Annotated in this window: 21 protein-coding genes and 1 pseudogene; 2 read left to right on the top strand and 20 right to left on the bottom strand. The window is 65.5% G+C overall.

Features of this window, described 5'->3' with window-relative positions:
• Positions 1-19 precede the first annotated feature (19 nt).
• Entirely contained in the window at positions 20-352 is a 333-nt protein-coding gene (locus tag TH2_RS20135; RefSeq protein ID WP_008892301.1) for a DUF736 domain-containing protein, read from the bottom strand.
• A gap of 708 nt (positions 353-1,060) precedes the next feature.
• On the opposite strand from TH2_RS20135, the gene TH2_RS20125 reads away from it, so the two are divergent.
• Entirely contained in the window at positions 1,061-2,272 is a 1,212-nt protein-coding gene (locus TH2_RS20125; protein ID WP_157194280.1) for an AlbA family DNA-binding domain-containing protein, read from the top strand.
• A gap of 33 nt (positions 2,273-2,305) precedes the next feature.
• On the opposite strand, the gene TH2_RS20120 is transcribed toward TH2_RS20125, so the two are convergent.
• From TH2_RS20120 to TH2_RS20100, 5 genes are all read right to left on the bottom strand, one after another.
• Complete coding sequence (locus TH2_RS20120; RefSeq protein ID WP_008892298.1) at positions 2,306-4,045, bottom strand: ParB/RepB/Spo0J family partition protein; 1,740 nt, start codon at positions 4,043-4,045, stop codon at positions 2,306-2,308.
• A 70-nt stretch (positions 4,046-4,115) separates the two neighbouring features.
• Positions 4,116-4,535 (bottom strand): DUF2958 domain-containing protein, encoded by a 420-nt coding sequence (locus TH2_RS20115; protein ID WP_008892297.1) that lies wholly within the window; start codon positions 4,533-4,535, stop codon positions 4,116-4,118.
• Positions 4,536-4,549: 14 nt separating this feature from the next.
• On the bottom strand, positions 4,550-4,753 hold the full coding sequence (locus TH2_RS20110; protein ID WP_008892296.1) for a hypothetical protein: 204 nt from the start codon (positions 4,751-4,753) through the stop codon (positions 4,550-4,552).
• Positions 4,750-5,655 carry an ArdC family protein gene (locus tag TH2_RS20105; RefSeq protein WP_008892295.1) on the bottom strand — a complete coding sequence of 302 codons (906 nt, stop codon included), beginning with the start codon at positions 5,653-5,655 and terminating at the stop codon, positions 4,750-4,752. Before TH2_RS20105 ends, TH2_RS20110 begins: the two co-directional genes overlap by 4 nt.
• Positions 5,656-6,072: 417 nt before the next feature.
• Positions 6,073-6,309 carry a helix-turn-helix domain-containing protein gene (locus TH2_RS20100; RefSeq protein ID WP_008892293.1) on the bottom strand — a complete coding sequence of 79 codons (237 nt, stop codon included), beginning with the start codon at positions 6,307-6,309 and terminating at the stop codon, positions 6,073-6,075.
• Between the two features lie 128 nt (positions 6,310-6,437).
• Between TH2_RS20100 and TH2_RS20095 the strand changes: the two genes are divergently transcribed.
• A complete protein-coding gene (locus tag TH2_RS20095; protein WP_462933922.1) occupies positions 6,438-6,725 on the top strand; it encodes a DNA -binding domain-containing protein in 288 nt (95 codons plus the stop codon).
• A gap of 8 nt (positions 6,726-6,733) precedes the next feature.
• Here the strand turns inward: TH2_RS20095 and TH2_RS20090 are convergent, their stop codons facing one another.
• From TH2_RS20090 to TH2_RS20030, 14 genes and pseudogenes are all read right to left on the bottom strand, one after another.
• Positions 6,734-7,246, bottom strand: a complete 513-nt coding sequence (locus tag TH2_RS20090) for a DUF2285 domain-containing protein (protein ID WP_238538738.1) — start codon at positions 7,244-7,246, stop codon at positions 6,734-6,736.
• Complete coding sequence (locus TH2_RS20085; RefSeq protein ID WP_008892290.1) at positions 7,203-7,553, bottom strand: transcriptional regulator domain-containing protein; 351 nt, start codon at positions 7,551-7,553, stop codon at positions 7,203-7,205. The genes TH2_RS20090 and TH2_RS20085 overlap by 44 nt, the downstream gene beginning before the upstream one ends.
• A 108-nt stretch (positions 7,554-7,661) precedes the next feature.
• A complete protein-coding gene (locus TH2_RS20080; protein ID WP_008892289.1) occupies positions 7,662-8,288 on the bottom strand; it encodes an acyl-homoserine-lactone synthase in 627 nt (208 codons plus the stop codon).
• Between the two features lie 96 nt (positions 8,289-8,384).
• Positions 8,385-9,110, bottom strand: coding sequence for a helix-turn-helix transcriptional regulator (locus TH2_RS20075; RefSeq protein WP_008892288.1), 726 nt, complete (start codon positions 9,108-9,110; stop codon positions 8,385-8,387).
• Positions 9,111-9,371: 261 nt separating this feature from the next.
• Entirely contained in the window at positions 9,372-10,127 is a 756-nt protein-coding gene (locus TH2_RS20070) for a nucleotidyl transferase AbiEii/AbiGii toxin family protein (RefSeq protein WP_051007686.1), read from the bottom strand.
• A gap of 207 nt (positions 10,128-10,334) precedes the next feature.
• Positions 10,335-10,487, bottom strand: a pseudogene (locus tag TH2_RS20845) (IS3 family transposase); the annotation flags it as partial.
• Positions 10,488-10,797: 310 nt separating this feature from the next.
• On the bottom strand, positions 10,798-11,469 hold the full coding sequence (locus TH2_RS20065) for a methyltransferase family protein (protein WP_008892284.1): 672 nt from the start codon (positions 11,467-11,469) through the stop codon (positions 10,798-10,800).
• On the bottom strand, positions 11,466-11,708 hold the full coding sequence (locus TH2_RS20060; protein ID WP_008892283.1) for a DUF2933 domain-containing protein: 243 nt from the start codon (positions 11,706-11,708) through the stop codon (positions 11,466-11,468). Before TH2_RS20060 ends, TH2_RS20065 begins: the two co-directional genes overlap by 4 nt.
• Before the next feature lie 48 nt (positions 11,709-11,756).
• Positions 11,757-12,833, bottom strand: coding sequence for a YncE family protein (locus tag TH2_RS20055; protein ID WP_008892282.1), 1,077 nt, complete (start codon positions 12,831-12,833; stop codon positions 11,757-11,759).
• A gap of 51 nt (positions 12,834-12,884) precedes the next feature.
• Entirely contained in the window at positions 12,885-15,245 is a 2,361-nt protein-coding gene (locus TH2_RS20050) for a heavy metal translocating P-type ATPase (protein WP_081579331.1), read from the bottom strand.
• Between the two features lie 79 nt (positions 15,246-15,324).
• Complete coding sequence (locus tag TH2_RS20045) at positions 15,325-15,660, bottom strand: SHOCT domain-containing protein (protein ID WP_199679524.1); 336 nt, start codon at positions 15,658-15,660, stop codon at positions 15,325-15,327.
• A gap of 438 nt (positions 15,661-16,098) precedes the next feature.
• Positions 16,099-16,314, bottom strand: a complete 216-nt coding sequence (locus TH2_RS20040; RefSeq protein ID WP_008892279.1) for a YHS domain-containing protein — start codon at positions 16,312-16,314, stop codon at positions 16,099-16,101.
• On the bottom strand, positions 16,314-17,096 hold the full coding sequence (fabI, locus tag TH2_RS20035; RefSeq protein WP_008892278.1) for an enoyl-ACP reductase FabI: 783 nt from the start codon (positions 17,094-17,096) through the stop codon (positions 16,314-16,316). Before fabI ends, TH2_RS20040 begins: the two co-directional genes overlap by 1 nt.
• 112 nt (positions 17,097-17,208) lie before the next feature.
• Complete coding sequence (locus tag TH2_RS20030; RefSeq protein ID WP_040824812.1) at positions 17,209-18,993, bottom strand: PHA/PHB synthase family protein; 1,785 nt, start codon at positions 18,991-18,993, stop codon at positions 17,209-17,211.
• Positions 18,994-18,996: the final 3 nt, after the last annotated feature.

Below are 18,996 nucleotides of genomic sequence, written 5' to 3'. Positions count from 1 at the left end.
GGGGCCGAGGCGGTGGCCGTCAGTCGACCGGGTTCCAGATGATCGCGAAGGTGTCGGGATCGTCCTGCCCGGCGGCGCGGCCGAGGTTGGCGTAGAGCTTGCGCGGCCCGAACTCCGGGGCGGCCAGGCTCAGCGAGACGTAGCTGTTGCCCGAGTTCTGGCCCACCCGCTTCCAGGCGGCGCCGAGTTCCACCCGCTCGCGGTCGTCGGTGAAGACCCGATAGTCCGGCTGGTTGTCGGCGTCCTTGTCGCGGTTCGGCAGGAGCACGACGCTGCGCCGGATGCTGAGGGTGTTGATGAAGCCCTTGTAGGAGCCGTCCGACTGGCGGTTGACGTATCCGATGGCTGCCATTGTTCGATCCTCCGTTTGATCGTGCAGGGCGCCCATCGCCCTGCTTACGGCGGACCGTCCATGGCGGGCGCCGAACCGGTGCACCCGGAGGGCCGGAGCGTCAGCGGAGGACCGGTGGAGGCGGCTATTTTGGAGCGCAGCGGGCGCGAGGAAGCCGCGCGCAGCGCAGCGAGCACGGCGGGGAAAATAGTCGCCGGAGCCGGTTTCGCCGGAACGGGGACCGCCATAGGTCCACAAGCCGGAGCAGGCGCGTGGGCGCTTGCAACGACGGCGGATCGGACTGGAGGCGGCGCGGTCTACGTCCGCGGACGACAGCCCTACAGGCTGCTGGAATCAGACACCGGAACCGGCTGCGGCGTAGCCCCCTGCTGACCGAACGAATGACGCCGAGACCGCATCCGGCCTCGCCACTCGATGTCCGTTGCGAGCGAGCTCAGGGTCGGCCCCCAGACGGCGGCAAGACGCGGCGCCGCGTGCTCGCTGGCCGATTGCCTTGGCGCTGGACCGCACGGCTCGCAGTTTGGCCTCGGCGGGCGGATGCGGACAATAGGCGGATCATCCAAACGCGCGAGCACGGCACCGGCCGACGACGCTTGCGCCGCCGCCCACCCCGTCTGACAGGCGCGGGACCGCTCTCTCGGACCATCATCCGGCAGCCGCATCCGATGAGCCTTGTCTCTGCGCATGGCCACGCGGCAAATTGGGACCATGGCCGACGAACCTTCACCAAATCAGCCCGTGCCGCCCTGGGCCGATGCCGATCTCTCGCGATGCCTGCCGACGCTCGCCGCCGGCGGTGAGCGTCAGGATATGGAGTTCAAGGAACGCTTTCCCGGCCAGGCACGCGATCTCGCCAAGGAGATTGCGGCCTTCGCCACCTCCAATTTCGGCACGATCCTGCTCGGCGTCTCCAAGGCGGGCGGGGTGATCGGCCTCGCGGATTGCGAAAGCGCGTCCGAGCGGGAACGCCTGCTCGACCGCGTCGCGGGCATCTGTGCGAACAGCATCAAACCGTCGGTGACGCCGGCGCTCGCGTTCGCCGTGGTCGAAGACCGCACCGTGCTCGCCATCGCCGTGCCGAAGGGCGATGCGCCGCTCTACTACGTCGCCGGAGTGCCGTACCTCCGCCAGATGGCTACCTCGCGGCCGGCTGAGCCGCACGAGGTGATCGACCGGGTTCTCGATTGGGACCGGGCGAGAAACGGCAGCGGCCGGCCGAGCCCGGAATCCGAGTTCTTGAGCCAGACCGCGTCGCTCGTCGTCGATGTCGTCGTATACGCCGACGAACTCGAAGAACGTCGCGTCAAGCCGTGGCTCAACGAGACACGCCACGGACTCGCATGGGCGGCCGAAACGGCGCGCGACCTCGCGGCCCGGACGCCGGGAGACTTCGCGGAGATGGTCGAGCCGTTGGAGGAGATGGCGAGCAATCTCGACCGTGCTGCACACGAACGTCTCTCCATGGGCGGCGGCTGGGACGAGATGGACGCGGCGGCGCGGGCGGCAAGGGAGACGGCACGGAGCATCTGGACACGCTGGATCGAGCCGCACGGCTTCCATGCTGACTCGGTCGCCGGCGTGCGGGAGACGGTCTCGGAAAACGCGCGAAAGCTCGCGAGCCTCGCGGCGCGGCTCCAGGAAATGGACGATCAGGGACGGCTCGACGGCATCCAGTCGTCGGCCGGAGAGATCGGACTGGTGCTGCTCAAGGCCGCAACCTTCGGCGTCGGGCTCGGGGACGATCAGCGGATCGAGGAGTTGACAGCGATCGGCCGCGCCTTGCGCGACGTGGAGACCCGGACGATCTACGCCGACGGCGGCCAGTCAGCCCGGAGAATACTCGACGACGTCCGTGACGCGAGCGCGAGGCTGAACGCTTGGCTCGCCGGCCTTCCGTCTGAAGCGGAAGCGGGAGCATGAACGAGAGCGGGCGGCGGCCCCGCCCGCGACGGATCACGCGGCATCGAACAGGTTGCGGACGCGCGCCCATTCGTCGGCCGTCTTGAGACTGCCGTTCTCAGTGTACGCCCGCACGGGGAACGCTAGCCAGCCGGGCAGCCAGCCCTCGACCTTGGCGCGGCCGTTCGCGCCGTCGAGGCAGTCGCGGATGATCTTCTTCTGCGTCTTCGCTTTCTCCGCGACGTTGGCGTCGGCACACCGCTTGCCCGCGACCTCGGCCAGCATGGCGTTGAGCACGGCCTTGTCGCGGATCATGTCGAAGAACGCGTCATCGGGCTGCCAGTGCTGCCCCGCGTCCACGCCCAAGTGGTTGCCGACCGCCTCGACCACAGCGCTCCCCGCCGCCATCGTTTCGGCCATGACGCAGGCGGCAATACGCAACACGTCGTCATCGAACAGCGCCAGCAGCTTGGCGAATACGACCGCCGTGGGATAAGCGTCGTAGCCCGGCTGGGTCACGCTGTGGTGATAGTCGGGCCGGTCGAGCAAGGCCAGCACTGCCTGCCGCTCGGCGTCGAATGCCTGCTGCGCCGGGCTGTTCGCGACGCTCTCGGCGATGGCGTCACTGCCGGCCTGCTGCGGCTCGGGCTCCCCCTGCCAGTGACCGGAGGACGCGACGGCATGCGCCACCATGAGCCGCAACGCCACGCCCGGGTGGGCTACGAGCGCGAGGCGGACCACGGCGTGACGGTGCAGGTCGAGGTAGTTCTGCATCGCCTTGGTGGCCTCGGGGCGCGCGACGGTGGCAGCCTCGGTCGCGTCGCCGTCCGCGTCCGCCGAGGCGGCTTTCTTGGCCGCACGGCGGACCTCCTTGCGGCTGAGCCAGCCCTCGTGGACCTCGACCTCGCCCCGGTGCGAGACGGCGATGAACACCTTGCCGCCCTTCGTCTTCGGGGTCTTCTCGTGCTCCCAGCTATGGAAGTATTGGCCGGGCTCCAGCACGACGACCTCCGCCCATCCGGCTTCCAGAAGCGCGTCCCGCTTCGCCGCGATGGCCTCGTTCTGCTTCTGCCAGAACAGGTCGGCATCGGCGAAGTAGGCGTCCTCGCCGAACAGGTCGGCGACGATCTGGCCGGGATAGTCCTCCACCGGGAACAACGCGGCGCTGGTAGGGATCGACTGGCCGCCGAACAGCCACTGCTTCAACTGGAAGCCGCGCGGCGCGTATTGCTCTGGGTCGGCGAACAGGGCGAGCCAGTCCTTCTGCTGCGCCTTCGAGGCCAGGGTGAGATGGCGCACGGTCTCGGCGTCGATCTCGCCCTTGCGATAGGCCGTCCTGATCCTCGGCATCAGGTTCCCGAGGGCGAGGCGGCGCTTCACCATGACCTCGGTGATGCCGAAGGTCTCGGCGATCTCGGCCACCGACTTCCCTTCCCTCGTGAGCCGCGCGAAGGTCTCGTACTGGCTCATCTCGTCGGGGTCGAGACGCGCGGCGTTCTCGATCAGCGAGGCTTCGAGCGCGTCCGCGTCGTCGCCCGGCTCCATCACGGCGCAGGGCACGGGCTCGACCTCGCCGCCTTCCTCGGCGACCGCCTTGGCGGCGAAGAAGCGCCGCCGCCCGGCGACGATCTCGAAGCGCTCCGGCTCGCCGTTGGGCCGCACCAGCAACGGCTGCAGGATGCCGCGCGCGCGGACGCTCGGCAGGATGTCAGCGACGTCCGGCTCGCGCTTGGCGTTCCGCATATTGCACGCCGAGACGTCCAGCTTGTCGAGGGGGATGTGTTGCAACTGCATAGTCACTCTCCATGGTCTGAGGTTGGCGGCCCCCTCCCCTCGCAGCGCGCAGGCGGGGGCCGTGCGCCGCCTATCGGCGCGTCGGTCCCGCCCCGTCGGGCGGAAGCTCGGGATTGCGGATGCGGAGCGCGGCGGCGGCCTGCGACAGCATGCGCTCGGACTCGGTGATGCGGCCCGCGATGCGCGCCGCCTCGGCATAGACCGAGAGCGGAAAGCGGGCGGCGAAGTGGAGGTCGCGCTCGATGCCGAGCCTGAGCGGTCCCTTGACGCTCTCAAGCTCGGCGAGGCTGACATAGCCAAGCTCGGGACAGCCGAAGCCGAGGTCGCAGAGCCCGAACAGACTGTCGCCGTCCGGCATCATCTCGGTGATCAGCCACGTGGCCGCGCCGGTCGGGTCGAACAGCTTCACGACGGGGACGTGGTCGGTCTCGCGCTCGGCGGCGCCGTTGGCGAGCAGGCGCTGGCGGATGTCGTCAGGGATCAGGATCATGGCGGGCCTCCGGGTCAGAACAGGTCGAGCTGGTTGCGCGCGTCCTCGTCGAACAGGCCGACGTTCAACGGCTTCTGCGGGACGCGCGGGGTGAGCGGCGCGGCCATGCGCGCCTCGATGCGTTCGCGCTGGCTGACCGGGCGGACGCCGGGAACGAGGGTCTGCTCGCCCTCTTGTGTCGGCTCGCTGGCGAGTGGCACGGGAGCGGGCGCGCTCATGCCGCCGCTCCCGCCGCGCCCGCCGTCTCACGGAAAGCCAACAGATAATCGGCGGCCTTGGAGGCGTGGCTCGCGGCGCGGAAGATGGCGCGGTTGTCCTCGCGCAAGACCTCGAGCCATGAGCCGATGTAGTCGGCATGGCGCACGGTGGGCGCGATGGCGAGGCTGGCGCAGACGAACGCGCTCGCCATCTCGGCGACCAGTTCCTCGCGGGCGTAGGCCTTGCAGCCGAACGAGCCCGACAGGTCGCGGGCGAGCCGGGAGGCGTGCCCGGTCCAGTGGCCGAGCTCGTGAAAGCACGTCCGGTAGTAGTTGATCTGTTCGAAAAAGGCGGGCTGCGGCGGTACCTGTATGAAGTCCGCGCTCGGCACGTAGAAGGCGCGCTCGCCGCCGATGCGGAAATCGGCACCGGTCGCGGCAATCAGCGCCTCGGCGTGCGGGACGGTCTCGCGCTCGGGCAGCGGTGCCGCCCCGCCATGGACACGCTCGGGCAGGTCCTCGCACTGCGCGACGTTGAACACGGTGAAGCGTTTGAGGAAGGGCACCGCCTGCGGCTCGTCGCCCGTCTCCGCCGCGCGCTTCCGCTCGTCCTTGGGGATGAAACGGTCGGCGTAGACGACGGTGGTGCCGCGCTCGCCCTTGCGCACGTGCCCGCCCAAGGCAAGGGCTTGGCGGAAGGTCAGCCAGTGCTGCGCGGCGTATCCCTTCTCGATGACCGCGCCCCACAGGATCAGGATGTTGATCCCGGAATAGCTGCGCTCCGTCGCCGCGTTCCGGGGTAGGCCGACCCCGGCCTTGGCCTTGCCCCAGGGCTGGACCCATGGCACCCGCCCGGCCTCAAGCTCGGCAATGATCCGGTCGGTGACCTCCTGATAGACCGTCTCCCGCTTGCGCTCCGGCATGGCAAACCTCCGCTCGCAAAACCTCGCGCGCCTTTCCCCGGAAGCGGGGTGGGCGGCGAGATGCGACCGGACAGGCCCGCCGAAGAGGCGGACCGCACCCGGAGGGCCGGAACGGAGTGGAGGACCCGGAGCGCAGCGGAGGGTTGCGGGACGCCGCGGCGGGCCTAGAAGGGAGCGCCGCCCACTCCGCGCCACCGGGAAAGGCAACAGAAACAAGTTCGCCGCCCGCAAGGGCGGCGGCCGTCGGGCAGCCCGCAGGGCTGCCTATCGCGCCAGGGATCGAAGCCCGAAGGGCCGAGACGCCGTCAGGCGGCTCGGTTCACGAGAGCCCGGCGAGCGGCCGCGAGGCCGGGCGGGCGCCCTAATCGGAGAACCAAGAGCCGAAATCGATGAACTCGGGGAGCGAGGAACAGCGCCTCAGAGTTGAGGCTCTTTCGCGGATGTGGCGGGCCGGCGCAGGAGATCCGCTGCCTCCACGCCAAGACCCTGGGCGAGCCTGTCCACCACCTCGATGCTGGCGGCGTAAACGCTGCGCTCCAAGGCGCTGATATAGGTGCGGTCGATGTCCGCGCGGTCGGCGAGTTCTTCCTGCGACAGGCCCTGGGCCTGCCGGTATTTTCGCAGATTGAGCGCCAGCACCTCTCGTATTTCCATGGACGAGAGAGCACCGGCTTGTTGAGTATTTCACCACGGAGTATTTTCAACAATCGGCGAGATGTCGGCGTTGCAAGCCTGTTGCGGGCTTTACAGCCGAGACGCGAGCGGCGACGCGGGCAGCAACAATGGCAGAGGAATTCCGCACGATGCCGACGGATAATCAGGCGCCGAAAGCCGCCGACCAAGTCCCTTGGGCGGAGCGGATCACGCCCTACGACGAATCCCATTTCGTGACCTACCTGCGGCTGTTGGATGCCGAGGCGGACGGGGCCGACTGGCGGGAGGTCTCGCGCTTGGTGCTCGGACGGGACCCGGATACCGACGCCGCCGCCCGCCGCTGTTGGGAAGACCACCTCGCGCGGGCGCACTGGATGACGCGATCCGGCTACAGGCAACTACTCGAAGACGCCTGAGCGGCGCCTCAGCGGAGGAGCTTGCGGTATCCGCCGCGCATGAGCTCCCGTCCGCGGCGGACGGCGCGACGCACCTGGTCGCGCAAGTGGTCGCGCGGATCGCGCCAGTCGGCCTCGACGCGCGCCTCGCCGAAGAGCGCCACGGCGATCTCGCGATAGGGTGCGCCGGCGAGCCAGCCGTCCAGCGCCTGCAGCACCACGCGGAGCCGCCGCCCGCGCGGCTCGATCATTCGATAGTCTGGAAATCGGCCGCGCCCAACGATATTGGCGAGGCCTTCGAGCGTAGCGAGACGGGCGCGGAGATGCACGGCCGGGAGAACGGCATCGGTCAGCAGGCGCACCGGCTCGGACAGGCTTGTACCCCGGATGTCGAGTTGAAGCGCGCAGCCGGATTCCGAAAAGAGAAGGTGCTGCCGCCCGTCGGGCATCCGGAGGAGCGCCGCCCGGCACGGGACCTCCGACAAGCTGAAGCGGCCGCTATCGCCCTGCACGGCGGCGGGAAGCGCGCGGATCGGCAGCACGTGCGGACACGCGCGCGAATCCCAGAAGACGACGGCCTCGGTCGCCGTCCGCTCGGGCGCATCGGCGAAAAAACAGGCACCAGTTGGCCAGCTCGGGCAGCTCCGTCCGCGCCGTCATGATTGTCAGGTTCGGCGCGGGCCGTTCGATCGCGACGGCCGCCGAGGCCTCGGACCAGGCGCGCCGGTAGGCCGCGTCGCGGCGCAGGAACTCCCACGCCCACCCCCGCCGCGGCAAGGCGGCGGTGTAGTCGTAGGCCGCGCATCGGCGCCAATCCGCACCGGGGCTGCTGTTCGGCGGCTTGACCATACCGGCAGGCTCCGCGTCGAGCGCGGGAGAAGACCGTCGCCTGCCCCCGATATCCCCCGTTTTCTGCGATCTCCTCCCCAGTGCCTGATTCCGAGCGCCGGGCCGAGCTCACGCGGCGGCGGACGCGACCGGCGCCCAGAGCACCGGGCCCGTAAGGTCGCCGCGCACGTTGGCGAGGCCGGCCGGGGAGACCTCGAGATAGCCGGCGACCGATCGCGTGCCGGCGAACGACCGTGGCGCCGCGATGCGCCGCAGGGGCCAGCCCGCGCGCCGCAGGATCCGTTCCATGGCGACGTCGGTGACGGTGACGATGTCGGAGAGGCCGCGGGACAGCCCGAACTCGATCATGCCCGCGAAGAGCTCGAAGGTCGCCCGGGCGACGCCATGCGCGCCTTCAGGGCCGTCGCGTTCGACGTCGAGCGCGAAGCGGCTGCTCTCCCACACGGCCGGGTCCGACGGCGCCGGCGCCCCGGCCAGCAGCGCGGCGAAGGTCTCCGTCAGCATGGTCGGGCCAATCGTCGGCAACAGCCGCACGCAGCCCTGGACGCGGCCGCCGGCGCCACGCTGCAGGAGATAGACGGGGTGGAGCGCGTCGAAGGTGTCGATCTCCATGTCGCCGCTGACCTCGACGTCCCAGTCGAGCCGCTGCTTGAAGACGCGGTAACGTAGGCGGTACATCTCGGCGAGATCATCGGCGAACGCGCCGTACCGGTCGGACGTGATGAGTTGCATCATGATCGCCTCCTGCGAAGGGGAACTTTCGCGCATTGGAGGCGAACAGCTGGCGCGAGACACCCTGTGCACTTGCACGGGGTGACGAGGTGCCCCCGCTCAGTGCAACGTCGGCTTGGATGCGGACAGGCGTGCCACGGCCTGGCAGACCGTGCGGACGTTGAGCTTCATTTTCGCGTTGTCGAGGTGGAACGCCACCGTGCGGCGGGAGATCCCGAGGATGCGGCCGATTTCCCAGGCGGACTTGCCCTGGGCCGCCCACTCCAGGCACTCGAACTCGCGCGGCGACAGCGCGGCGCCGTCGACGACGCGGTCGGCGGCAAGCTTGCGGCGGGCATGGGCGTGGAAATACAGCGCCATGAGCTGCAGGGCCGTGGCGTGCGCCTCGACGCTGCGGCGGAACGCCGGATGACGCTCGTCGGCGGCGAAGGTCACGGCGGCGACCGGCCCACGCCCGTCGTGGATCGGAATGGTGAAGCCGCAGCGGATGCCGAAGGCGGCCGCCTCGTCGAAGAACTGCTGTTGCCGCTTGGTGAGCTCAGACTGCCCGGCGCCGGGCCCCCATTCGAAGGGATCGGCACCGCGCGTCGCCTGGAGGATGACCGGGTCGACGCGCTCGTAGTGGCTTTCGACGTAGTGGCCGATCCAGGCGGCCGGATAGGTGGAGACCACCAGCGCCTCCGCCCCACGCCGGTGGGGCATGGACAGATAGGCGAAGCAGGTGAGGTCGAGCGCGGCCGCTGCGTCGGCCATGGCCTTGTGCAGGTCGTCGAGGTCGACGCTTTCCGCGAGGCGGTCGATGAAGGTCTGAAAGATGCGATGCATCCGTCTTCCTTCCGATCGACGCGAATGGGGCCTTCCATTTCGGATCGTCTTGCCGTCGCCTGCCCAGGGCCCATACGCGAAATCCGTTGCAGGAATTCTATCGCTGGTGCGCTCGACGAAACAAGCAACGAACCAAAACTTGTGAGGACTGTTATTGGCCATACGCCTCGGAAACAACGGCCGATCTTCGGTTTCCTGCCCTCCTCCGGACGATGTCGGCATCGTCGGCCACCGTCGCCGGCGGTCACCGTGATCGTCGCTTCACGTCACGACGCCAGGGGATCCCCCTTCCGACCATTGCCGGTCAAACGGCTGCCCTTGGCGGAGCGCTTCCGTGAGCGGCGTGAGGAATTCCCTGATGGAGCCGACCACATCGGGGAGCGCCGGTGGCGGAAGAGCCGGGCGTCCCCGGCGTTGGAATGCCTGCCACTGCTGCTGCTTGCCCCGGTCGCCCGCGAACTCGTCGCTCAGCCCCACCGGGGTGACCTCGGGCAGCGCGGTGCCGCGCCGGTCGAAGGTGACGCGGACCGCCGGGGCGAGCGTCTGTCCATCGAACGGGAAGGACGACGCCAGCACCCAGAGATCGTAGAAGTCCTTCATCCGGCTGTTCAGCATGCCGAGCGAGACGATCGCCTCGTACTTTTCGGCGACTACCGTCTCCCGTGGATAGGCGCGGATGCGCGGGGCGGGAAGCGCGAGAAGCGACGGGGACTCGATCTCCTCGGCCTTCGGCGTCACGGCGTCGCCGAAACCGATGTCGACCTGAACCGATAGGCGGGCACTGGCGAGCTGTGCCTCGAGGCGCACGCGGGCGCCGGGGTGCCCTTCCTCGTCCCGCATCGGCTCGACCTGGACGGACTCGGTGATGAACTCAAGGCCGTCGTCTTCCTCCACGGGCGTATCGCAGAGCGCCCGGAAGGTCGTGGTCAGCGCCTCGATGTCCCGTTCGCCGAAGCCGAGAAGGTCGAGGTCGCGCGTGGCGCGATACGGTTCACCGGTCCAGAGGATGAAGAGCAGGGCGCCTTTCAGGATGAAGCGGTCCCAATGACCAGACGTCCCGAGGCGATAGAGAAGCCGTTCCAGGGCGTAGCGGATGAAGACGAGATCGACGTCCTCGCCGCGCTCGCGGGCGCGGTTGGTGAGGCGCTGGCGAACGGACGCCGAGAGGTGGCTCGGCTTGTCTGAACAGTTTCGGGGCTGTCGCTAAGTGGATGTCCGCCTAGGTTAGGCTGCGGCCGGGATTGGCTGCTGCGTCGTGAGATATGCCTGATCGGGGGCCTGCCCGCCAAGCGATGATTGGGGTCTCCGGCCGTTGTAGAACGCCAGGTACCGGCTGATCGAGGCGCGGGCCTCCGGTACGTTGGCATAGGCGCGCAGTTGGCGTCGAACGCCGCCTTGCCTGCTCTTGCGAGGGGCAGAGCCTCGGAACGGTGACGTCAGTCGTCGTGTCGCGCGACAATGGTGCGATGGCTTTCCATCCGACAAAGACAGCACCGGCAGCGACCACGGTGATGACAAAAATGGCGGCCGGACTTGAACGGCGCTGCAGGTCCGTGGCTGAGCGCTTATACTTCTTTTGGTTCATGTCTAATCTCTTCCGATGCGTTGGCATCCAGTCGAGAGTCGTGCGGGCGCCGTCGACAACCGGTCATTCCGACTGGTCTATGGAGCCGATAATGAATTCGGCTCATTGTCGGTCCCCCTCAACGGCCGGGCTGGTGAAAATGTCTTTGAGGCGGGGCATGAACCGGGGCACTCTCTCGGCGTAGCGTCGGTACACGTCACCCAATTCGGCTTCGACTTCCCGCTCTTCGCGCAGGGAAAGACGCCAGTACATGACAAGCAGAACGGGAAACATCGCCAGTGTGAGAATGGTCGGCCACTGGAACAGGAACCCAACCAGAATCAGGACGAAGCCGACATATTGAGGATGGCGAATGCGGGCGTAAGGCCCCGTGGTCGCGAGCGTTCCCGTCCGTTGTGCTTGGTAAAGGACGCGCCAAGCGGCGGAGAGCAGGATGAACCCGCCGCCGATAAAGCCGAAACTCAGAATGTGGAAGGGCCCGAGGTGCGGGTTTGCCTTCCAGCCAAACAGCATTTCCAGGAGATGGCCGGAATCATGGGCAAGCCAGTCGACGCTTGGGTAGTTGGTCTGCAACCAGCCCGATAGGAAATATATGGTGAGCGGGAAGCCGTACATCTCAGTGAAAAGCGCGACCAGAAAGGCGCTGAAAGCACCGAATGAGCGCCAGTCCCGGCCAGTCTTCGGCTTAAAGAAGCTAAAGGCGAACAGGATGAAGATCGCCGAGTTGACCACCACCAAGAACCAGAGGCCGTAGGCTGGAACTTCGTTGCTCATCTGTCGTCCTCCCGCGGTTCGTCGCGGTGCGATCCGTGATCGCCCCCGTGGCTGCCATGCATGAAGAAATGCATGCCCACGCAGAGTCCGAGAATGAGGAGGAGCGGCAGATAGCCCAGAATATGCGCGGCATGCTCTTCCCACAGGAAGTAACCCGCCACTGCCAGGAATCCGAGCAACACCATGCCCGAACGGGAGAAAATGAAGCTCCGAAAGCCGCTGGTTTCATGCTGCGCCATGTCGCGTCCCCTCTTCCGACCCTCGTCGTTTCCGAAATACGGTCGAGGTCATCCGCCCGCGCCCTGAACCATCTGATGGCCTTTGCCGCCGATCTGGATCTCTCCGCGAATCCTGAGATCCCGCTGATCGATCACCCAAATTTTCGGCTCGTCGGCGCTGGAGACGTAGAGCTTGCCCGTCCCGCGAATGACGGCGAGGTGGTACGGGGCGGGAGCCGAGGAAACACTGCGCTGGGCGCCGGTAGCGAGATCGATGGCAACCACCTTGTCGCCACCAAGGACCGCGATGAAGAGCGCGCCGCCGTCATCGGACAGGTCGATCCCGTGGAGGGCCGTTTCGAGGCGAATCGTCTTCACAACCGTCTGGTCGCCGACCTCAACGACGGAGACCGTGCCGTCGTCGACGTTGTTGACGTAGAGAGTGACGCCATCTCTGGACAGAACGATGTGTTCGGGGCTGCCGCCGACAACGGTATTCGACCGGACGATCCACCGTGCCGTGTCGATCTCGCTGACCGTGTCGTTGCCGGCGTTGCTGACGTAAAGACGGTCACCGCCAGGAGCGAAGGCCGCGTAATTGGGCAGGGGCCCGGTGGCGACCGTCGCGACCACCTCATAGGAGCCGAGGTCGATGGCACTGATTGATCCGGCGTTGGGATGGGTGACGACGGCGAACCGGCCATCGTCACTGACCGCGACGTGATGGACGGCGCCGGGTACGTCGATGCGCCGGACCACGGACCCGTCGACCGTTCGAACAACCGAGACCGTGCTGACTTCCGCGACGGCGTTCCTGGCATCGGGGGAGGCGGCACCATGGTGCGCGGCATGCTCGTCTTCGGAAACGCCCGCCGGCTTCGCGACAGCTTCGCCGTCTGATGCGCGCGTCTCGAAGCTTCCGGCAATCAAGAACTGTCCGTCGGGCGTTCCGGCGAGCCCATGAACCGCCGCCGGACCAGTCAACGTATCGACGATTTCGTCCGTCGCGGCATCGACAGCGACGATCTTGTTCTCCCCGCCGAGAGGCACATACACGAGCGGTTCAGCAAGAGCCGTCTGCGCTCCCAACGCCAAGGCCATCAGTCCTGTCCAGGCGGCGGCCCGGGAAAACGATATGACGTTCATAGCTTGTGGTTCCTTTCCGTAAAGCGCATTGCCGCGCCGGGATGAGCCCTTCTAGATCTTCACCGAGCGCAGCCGGAGAGCGTTGCCGACTACCGATACGGACGACAGGCTCATCGCCGCGGCTGCGAATATCGGCGAGATCAAAATCCCGAAGAACGGGAACAGAACCCCTGCCGCCACCGGCACGCCTGCGGCGTTGTAGAACAGGGCGAAGAACAGGTTCTGCTTGATGTTGCGCATCGTCGCGCGCGAGAGCTTCCTGGCCCGGACGATGCCGTTGAGATCACCCTTGACCAAGGTGAAACCCGCGCTCTCGATCGCCACGTCGGCGCCGGTGCCCATGGCGATGCCGACATCGGCCTGGGCCAGTGCAGGCGCGTCGTTGACGCCATCGCCTGCCATCACGACCTTTCGGCCTTCGTCTTGCAGATCCTTGATGATGCGCGCCTTGTCTTCGGGCAACACGTCGGCACGGATCTCGTCGATCCCGAGTTTTCCAGCCACCGCCTTCGCGGTACGCTCGTTGTCGCCAGTCGCCATGACGATGCGGAAGCCTTGTTCGTGCAGCGCCTTCAGCGCGTCCGGCGTCGTCTCCTTGACCGGATCGGCAACCGACACGAGACCGGCGATTTCGGACCCGACGATGACGAACATCACCGTTTCGCCTTCGTCACGTCGAGCATTGGCGGTCTCGGAGAGCTTGCCGCCGTCGAGCCCCAGATCGGCGAGCAGCTTTGCGTTGCCGAGCGCCACTGATTTGCCGTCGACGACGCCTTTTACCCCTTTGCCGGTGACGGCTTCGAATTCATCCGCGTTAGCCAGCGCAACATCGCGTTCTTCGGCCCCGGTGACGATGGCTTCGGCGAGTGGGTGCTCCGAGCCCCGCTCCAGGCTTGCGGCCAAGCGCAGCACCTCGTCCTCCTCATGCCCGGGTTGCGGCAAGACCGCGACGAGCTTCGGCTTGCCGACGGTCAGCGTCCCCGTCTTGTCGACGATCAGCGTGTCGACCTTGGCGAAGCGTTCCAGCGCCTCGGCGTTCTTGATGAGCACGCCGGCTTGCGCGCCTCGGCCCGTCGCCGTCATGATCGACATCGGCGTTGCCAGGCCCAGCGCGCACGGACAGGCGATGATCAAAACGGCGACTGCCGAGACCAGTCCGTATGAGAGGGCCGGGGCAGGCCCCCAAAGAGACCATGCGATGAACGAGAGAATTGCAATGACGATCACGGCCGGTACGAACTTGCCCGCCACAGAGTCGGCAAGTTTCTGGATCGGGGCACGGCTGCGCTGCGCGTTCGCGACCATCTCGACGATCTGGCTCAGCATGGTGTCGGAGCCGACGCGTTCGGCTTCGATCACGAGACTGCCCGTGCCGTTGATTGTGGCGCCGGTGACCTTGTCGCCCTCGACTTTCTCGACCGGAACCGGTTCGCCAGAGATCATCGATTCATCGATCGACGAACGTCCCTCGACCACCACGCCGTCGACGGGGACCTTATCGCCCGGGCGGACGCGCAGCCGATCGCCGACCTTGACGTCCTCGAGCGGGATTTCTTCCTCGCTCCCGTCCTTGCGGATCACCCGGGCGGTCTTGGCGGCCATATCCAAAAGGGCGCGAATCGCCGAGCCCGTTCGCTCGCGCGCGCCAAGCTCCATCACCTGGCCGAGCAGCACCAGCACGACGATCACGGCGCCGGCTTCGAAATAAACCCCGACATGGCCCTCCGCATCGCGAAATCCGTCCGGGAAAATCTCCGGCACGAGCACGGCGACGACACTGAAGAGATAGGCCGCGCCGACGCCCATCCCGATGAGCGTGAACATGTTGAGACTGCGGTTGATCACCGACTTGACGCCACGCACGAAGAATGGCCAACCGGCCCAGAGAATGACCGGTGTCCCCAAAGCGAGTTCGATCCACAGCGTCGCACGCTCGCCGAAGATGTCGCGGACGAAACCGAGCCCAACAAAGGGGCCCATCGTCAGCACAAGAAGCGGAACCGTCAGCACGGCGCCGATCCAAAACCGGCGCTTGAAATCAACAAGCTCGGGATTCGGTCCGTCATCGGGGGCTGGAACCCCCATAGGCTCCAGCGCCATGCCGCAGATCGGACATTCTCCCGGTTCGTCCCGCACGATCTCGGGATGCATCGGGCAGGTATATTTCGTGCCCTTAGGCGCTGTTTCGGCCTTGTGCTCGCCGGCGAGATAATGCTCCGGGTCGGCCGCGAACTTGTCGTGGCACTTTTGAGAACAAAAGTGATAGGTCTCACCCTCGTACTCTTGGCTCGGCTTGTCCTGATCCAACTGCACCGTCATTCCGCAAACCGGATCTCTGGCCGTCATAGCCTTGACGGAACCTGTTGTACCGTCAGAGCGATGGCTGTGATCGTGATCATCGTGCTTATTCATTGGCTTGTTCCGGCTTTCCGGTTCGATTGACGATGGATGTGCGGTCTTCCGCGGCTCTGGCTTTTGTTGGAAGACGGTTTCAGTCGGAGAGCAGACGCTTTCGTTCTTCGAACTCTTCCTTGTCGATCTCGCCGCGGGCAAAGCGTTCGTGAAGGATGTCGAGGGGCCCGTTCGTTCGTGATTGCGATCGGGTTACCCGTCCTGAATCGCCACCCAGCCAGCGGACCGCGAGCACGATCGCGAGGATGATCCCGCCCCAGAAGACAATCATCATGACGGAGCCAAAAATCATGTGTCCCCAGCCCCAGCCATAGTGCCAATAGTCGGATCGATCGGCCGAGGTTTGCGCAAGTGCCGGCATCGAGACCACCGCGGTGGGCAGCGCCAGGGCCAAATTCGTCAATCGTCTTCTCATTTGACGCTCCTTTCGTGGTACATGGCCTGTCCAATCATCTCTTCGATGTGAAATGCGACTTCGGCGTACAAACCGTCACCGCTGTCGGTATTCGCGGAAACGTTCGCAGGATCTCTGTTCTCACATCTATAAGGACGACGAGAGACGCTCAGCGTTACAGTGACGGGGATTCACAGGCAGTGGCCGCCGGGCGGGCGGACTGAGGCGGCAGAGATCGTCTGAAGCCCTTTGGGAGCCTCGCCTGCCGTGCCTGAACAGGCGTAGAGCGAAGGCGGAACAGCGGCACTCGGCCCGAAATCGGCTGCCGATCTTCCATAGATCGGTCGTTCGAAACCCTACAAAATTGCGTCCCGGATACTCGTAAAGGTCCTCTGCAAGGGACGCATCGCTCACGCTTTTACGACGATCCGTTCTTCGTCTGACGTCACAGGTCTGCGGCTACGTATCCTTACCGGCCGATGGCTGCGAGAAATAGGCCAGTGAGGAGGAGTATCGTTCCGGCGCTGTAAGAAAGAGCTTGTGACAGCCCTCCGAGCAGAAAAAATACGCCCAGCCCTCACGCTCCTCGTGAGCGACGGCCTTTTCGGGCGTCAGGCGCATGCCGCATACCGGGTCGGTGACCACTACGTCTTTTTCGGGTTCGAAGCCGGCCATCAGTGAAACACCATCCCTTCGATGTGAAAGCCCGCGTCGACGTAGAGCGTTTCCCCGGTGATGGCGCTCGTATAATCGCTCGCCAGCATAAGCGCCGTACGTCCCACCTCGCAGGCGTCCACCGTGCGCCGCAGCGGTGCCTTGCGGACGGTCTCATTCAATAGTTCGTCGAAATGCTCGATGCCCGAGGCGGCGCGTGTCGCGACCGCCCCGGCCGAAATCGCGTTCACCCGGATCGCCTTGCCACCGTGTTCATGGGCCAGGTAGCGTACAGACGCTTCAAGGGCGGCTTTGACTGGCCCCATGACATTGTAATGATCGACCACTTTTTCTGCGCCGTAGTAGCTGAGCGTCGTCAAGCTGCCACCTTTGTCCATGAGCGGCTCGGCGAGCTTCGCCATACGGATGAAGGAGTGGCACGAGATAAGCATCGATTCAGCGAAGCCTTCTCCCGAACAATCGGTCAACCGGCCATGGAGATCTTCCTTACGGGCCCACCCGATCGCATGAAACAGAAAATCCAATCGGCCCCATTTCTGCTCGATCTCCCCGAAGACGGCCTCCAATTGTCCCGGCTCGGCGACATTGCAGGGCAGGAAAAGTTGCGCGTCCACCTGTTGCGAAAGCGGCTCAACAAAGGGCTTGGCCTTGTCGTTCAGATAGGTGATGGCAAGATCGGCGCCGGCGTTCCGAAAATGCTGGGCCGCCGACCAGGCCAAACTGTGTTCGTTGGCAATTCCCACCACCAACCCCTTCCGGCCTTTCATATCGATGAGTTCCATTTTTTGCGCTTGCTCCTTTCTCCGGCCAGGCGGGCCAGGCGCGATCCGTCTCGCCGCGCACGATATTATTCGGGACCAGACATAGCTGCGGACGACAGGGTCACAGCCTGGGTCAGGGCATCAGCACATAGGTGCCGGGCGCTTCGCCCAGCCGCCGATAGCCCTTGCGCGCCGCCCCCAGGCCAGGGGGCTTAACGGGTTCACCCGAATGGTTGCTAAGCCACCCTAGCCAACAGGGCCACCATGAACCCTCATGGTGGGTGGCCCGCGCCTGCCAGGTGTCAGGGTCCAGGTAGGCCGCGAGATCATCGTGGGTGGCGATCTGGTGACGACGCCGGGTGTTGCCAGGTGGGCTCACAATGCCGGCATTGTGGCCGCCATTGGATAGTACGAAGGTAACATCAGCATTGGTTTGGCTGTGGATCTTGTAAACCGACCGCCACGGCGCGACATGGTCCGAGAGCGTGCTGACCGCAAAAATCGGAATGCGGATGTCATGCAACGACACCGGGCGACCGTCGACGCAATAGCGTTCGTCCGCCAGATCATTATCGAGGAACAGCTGCCGGAGATATTCGGAGTGCATCCTGGCAGGCATGCGCGTGGCGTCAGCATTCCACGCCATCAGGTCGAACATCGGTCGGCGCTGTCCCATGAGATAATTCTGAACCATGGCCGACCAGATGAGGTCGTTGGAGCGAAGCAGCTGGAACGTGCCGGCCATCTGCTTGGTATCGAGACAGCCCTGCTCGGCCATGATGTCCTCAAGAAAGCTGACCTGGGCCGCGTCAATGAACAGCATCAATTCGCCGGCTTCCGTGAAGTCCGTCTGCGCGGCGAAGAGGGTCATGGTTGCCAGCCGGTCGTCGCCATCGCGGACCATGGCCGCCGCAGCAATCGATAAGAGCGTTCCACCGAGGCAGTAGCCGACGCCGTGGACGCGGCTTTCCGGCGCGATAGCTGACACCGCGTCGAGCGCGGCCATGACGCCCAGCCGGCGATAGTCCTCCATACCAAGGTCGCGATCTTCGACCGTCGGATTTTTCCAGGAGATCATGAAGACCGTGTGACCCTTCTCGACCAAGTATTTCACCAGCGAGTTCTCGGGGCTAAGGTCGAGGATATAGTATTTCATGATCCAGGCAGGCACGATCAGGATAGGCTCGGGATGAACCTTATCCGTCGCCGGCATGTATTGGATCAGTTCGATCAATTCGTTACGGAAAATCACTTGGCCCGGTGTAACCGCCAGGTTGTCGCCGACCGCAAACCGTTCCGTGCCGGCAGGTGGCCCCCCACGGACCGCGCGTTGCCAGTCCTCGAAGAAGTTCACCGCGCCGCGTACCAGATTTTGGCCCCCGGTATCGAGGGTCTCCTTCAGGACCTCGGGGTTGCTCGACGGAAAATTCGCAGGCGACATCATATCGAGCAACTGCCGGGCAACGAAGGAAACGACCTCTTCATGGTGCCTGGAGACGCCGGAGATGCCGGTTGTGGCGTTGTGCCACCATTGCTGGGTCAGGAGAAAACCCTGATAGATCGCGTTATATGGCCATGCCTGCCACGGATCACCGGCAAAGCGTTTGTCCTGCGGCAGGGGCTCGATGCAGGCCTCGCAATGAGGATCCGAGCAAGCCCGTGAACAGTATTCCAGATAGCGCGCCCATTTGCGGGCGGCCTTCCGAACTAGTTCTATTTGCTTGTCGGGCGACATGACGAGATGCTGCGCCCAGTCCGTATACGCTTGAGCAAGCGCCACGGGCGACACACCGGCGGTGATCTGCCCGAGTGTCGCGTGGAGAGGTTGATCCAGGGATAAACCCCTTCCCATCGGTTCGTTGCGAGGCGTTGCCAGCGCGGTTTGCTCCGTTCGTATTTTCGTTGGATGGTGCCCCATGGT

The sequence above is a fragment of the Thalassospira profundimaris WP0211 genome (assembly GCF_000300275.1).
In the GTDB taxonomy this organism is placed as follows: domain Bacteria; phylum Pseudomonadota; class Alphaproteobacteria; order Rhodospirillales; family Thalassospiraceae; genus Thalassospira; species Thalassospira profundimaris.
This window is presented reverse-complemented; position numbering and strand designations above follow the sequence as displayed.

Bases quoted from the DNA above. Each gene is read 5' to 3' on its own strand.
- TH2_RS20135 (WP_008892301.1), bottom strand. From the start codon at position 352: ATGGCAGCCATCGGATACGTCAACCGCCAGTCGGACGGCTCCTACAAG.
- TH2_RS20125 (WP_157194280.1), top strand. From the start codon at position 1,061: ATGGCCGACGAACCTTCACCAAATCAGCCCGTGCCGCCCTGGGCCGAT.
- TH2_RS20120 (WP_008892298.1), bottom strand. From the start codon at position 4,045: ATGCAGTTGCAACACATCCCCCTCGACAAGCTGGACGTCTCGGCGTGC.
- TH2_RS20115 (WP_008892297.1), bottom strand. From the start codon at position 4,535: ATGATCCTGATCCCTGACGACATCCGCCAGCGCCTGCTCGCCAACGGC.
- TH2_RS20110 (WP_008892296.1), bottom strand. From the start codon at position 4,753: ATGAGCGCGCCCGCTCCCGTGCCACTCGCCAGCGAGCCGACACAAGAG.
- TH2_RS20105 (WP_008892295.1), bottom strand. From the start codon at position 5,655: ATGCCGGAGCGCAAGCGGGAGACGGTCTATCAGGAGGTCACCGACCGG.
- TH2_RS20100 (WP_008892293.1), bottom strand. From the start codon at position 6,309: ATGGAAATACGAGAGGTGCTGGCGCTCAATCTGCGAAAATACCGGCAG.
- TH2_RS20095 (WP_462933922.1), top strand. From the start codon at position 6,438: ATGGCAGAGGAATTCCGCACGATGCCGACGGATAATCAGGCGCCGAAA.
- TH2_RS20085 (WP_008892290.1), bottom strand. From the start codon at position 7,553: ATGGTCAAGCCGCCGAACAGCAGCCCCGGTGCGGATTGGCGCCGATGC.
- TH2_RS20080 (WP_008892289.1), bottom strand. From the start codon at position 8,288: ATGATGCAACTCATCACGTCCGACCGGTACGGCGCGTTCGCCGATGAT.
- TH2_RS20075 (WP_008892288.1), bottom strand. From the start codon at position 9,110: ATGCATCGCATCTTTCAGACCTTCATCGACCGCCTCGCGGAAAGCGTC.
- TH2_RS20065 (WP_008892284.1), bottom strand. From the start codon at position 11,469: ATGAGCAACGAAGTTCCAGCCTACGGCCTCTGGTTCTTGGTGGTGGTC.
- TH2_RS20060 (WP_008892283.1), bottom strand. From the start codon at position 11,708: ATGGCGCAGCATGAAACCAGCGGCTTTCGGAGCTTCATTTTCTCCCGT.
- TH2_RS20055 (WP_008892282.1), bottom strand. From the start codon at position 12,833: ATGAACGTCATATCGTTTTCCCGGGCCGCCGCCTGGACAGGACTGATG.
- TH2_RS20050 (WP_081579331.1), bottom strand. From the start codon at position 15,245: ATGAATAAGCACGATGATCACGATCACAGCCATCGCTCTGACGGTACA.
- TH2_RS20045 (WP_199679524.1), bottom strand. From the start codon at position 15,660: ATGAGAAGACGATTGACGAATTTGGCCCTGGCGCTGCCCACCGCGGTG.
- TH2_RS20040 (WP_008892279.1), bottom strand. From the start codon at position 16,314: ATGGCCGGCTTCGAACCCGAAAAAGACGTAGTGGTCACCGACCCGGTA.
- fabI (WP_008892278.1), bottom strand. From the start codon at position 17,096: ATGGAACTCATCGATATGAAAGGCCGGAAGGGGTTGGTGGTGGGAATT.
- TH2_RS20030 (WP_040824812.1), bottom strand. From the start codon at position 18,993: ATGGGGCACCATCCAACGAAAATACGAACGGAGCAAACCGCGCTGGCA.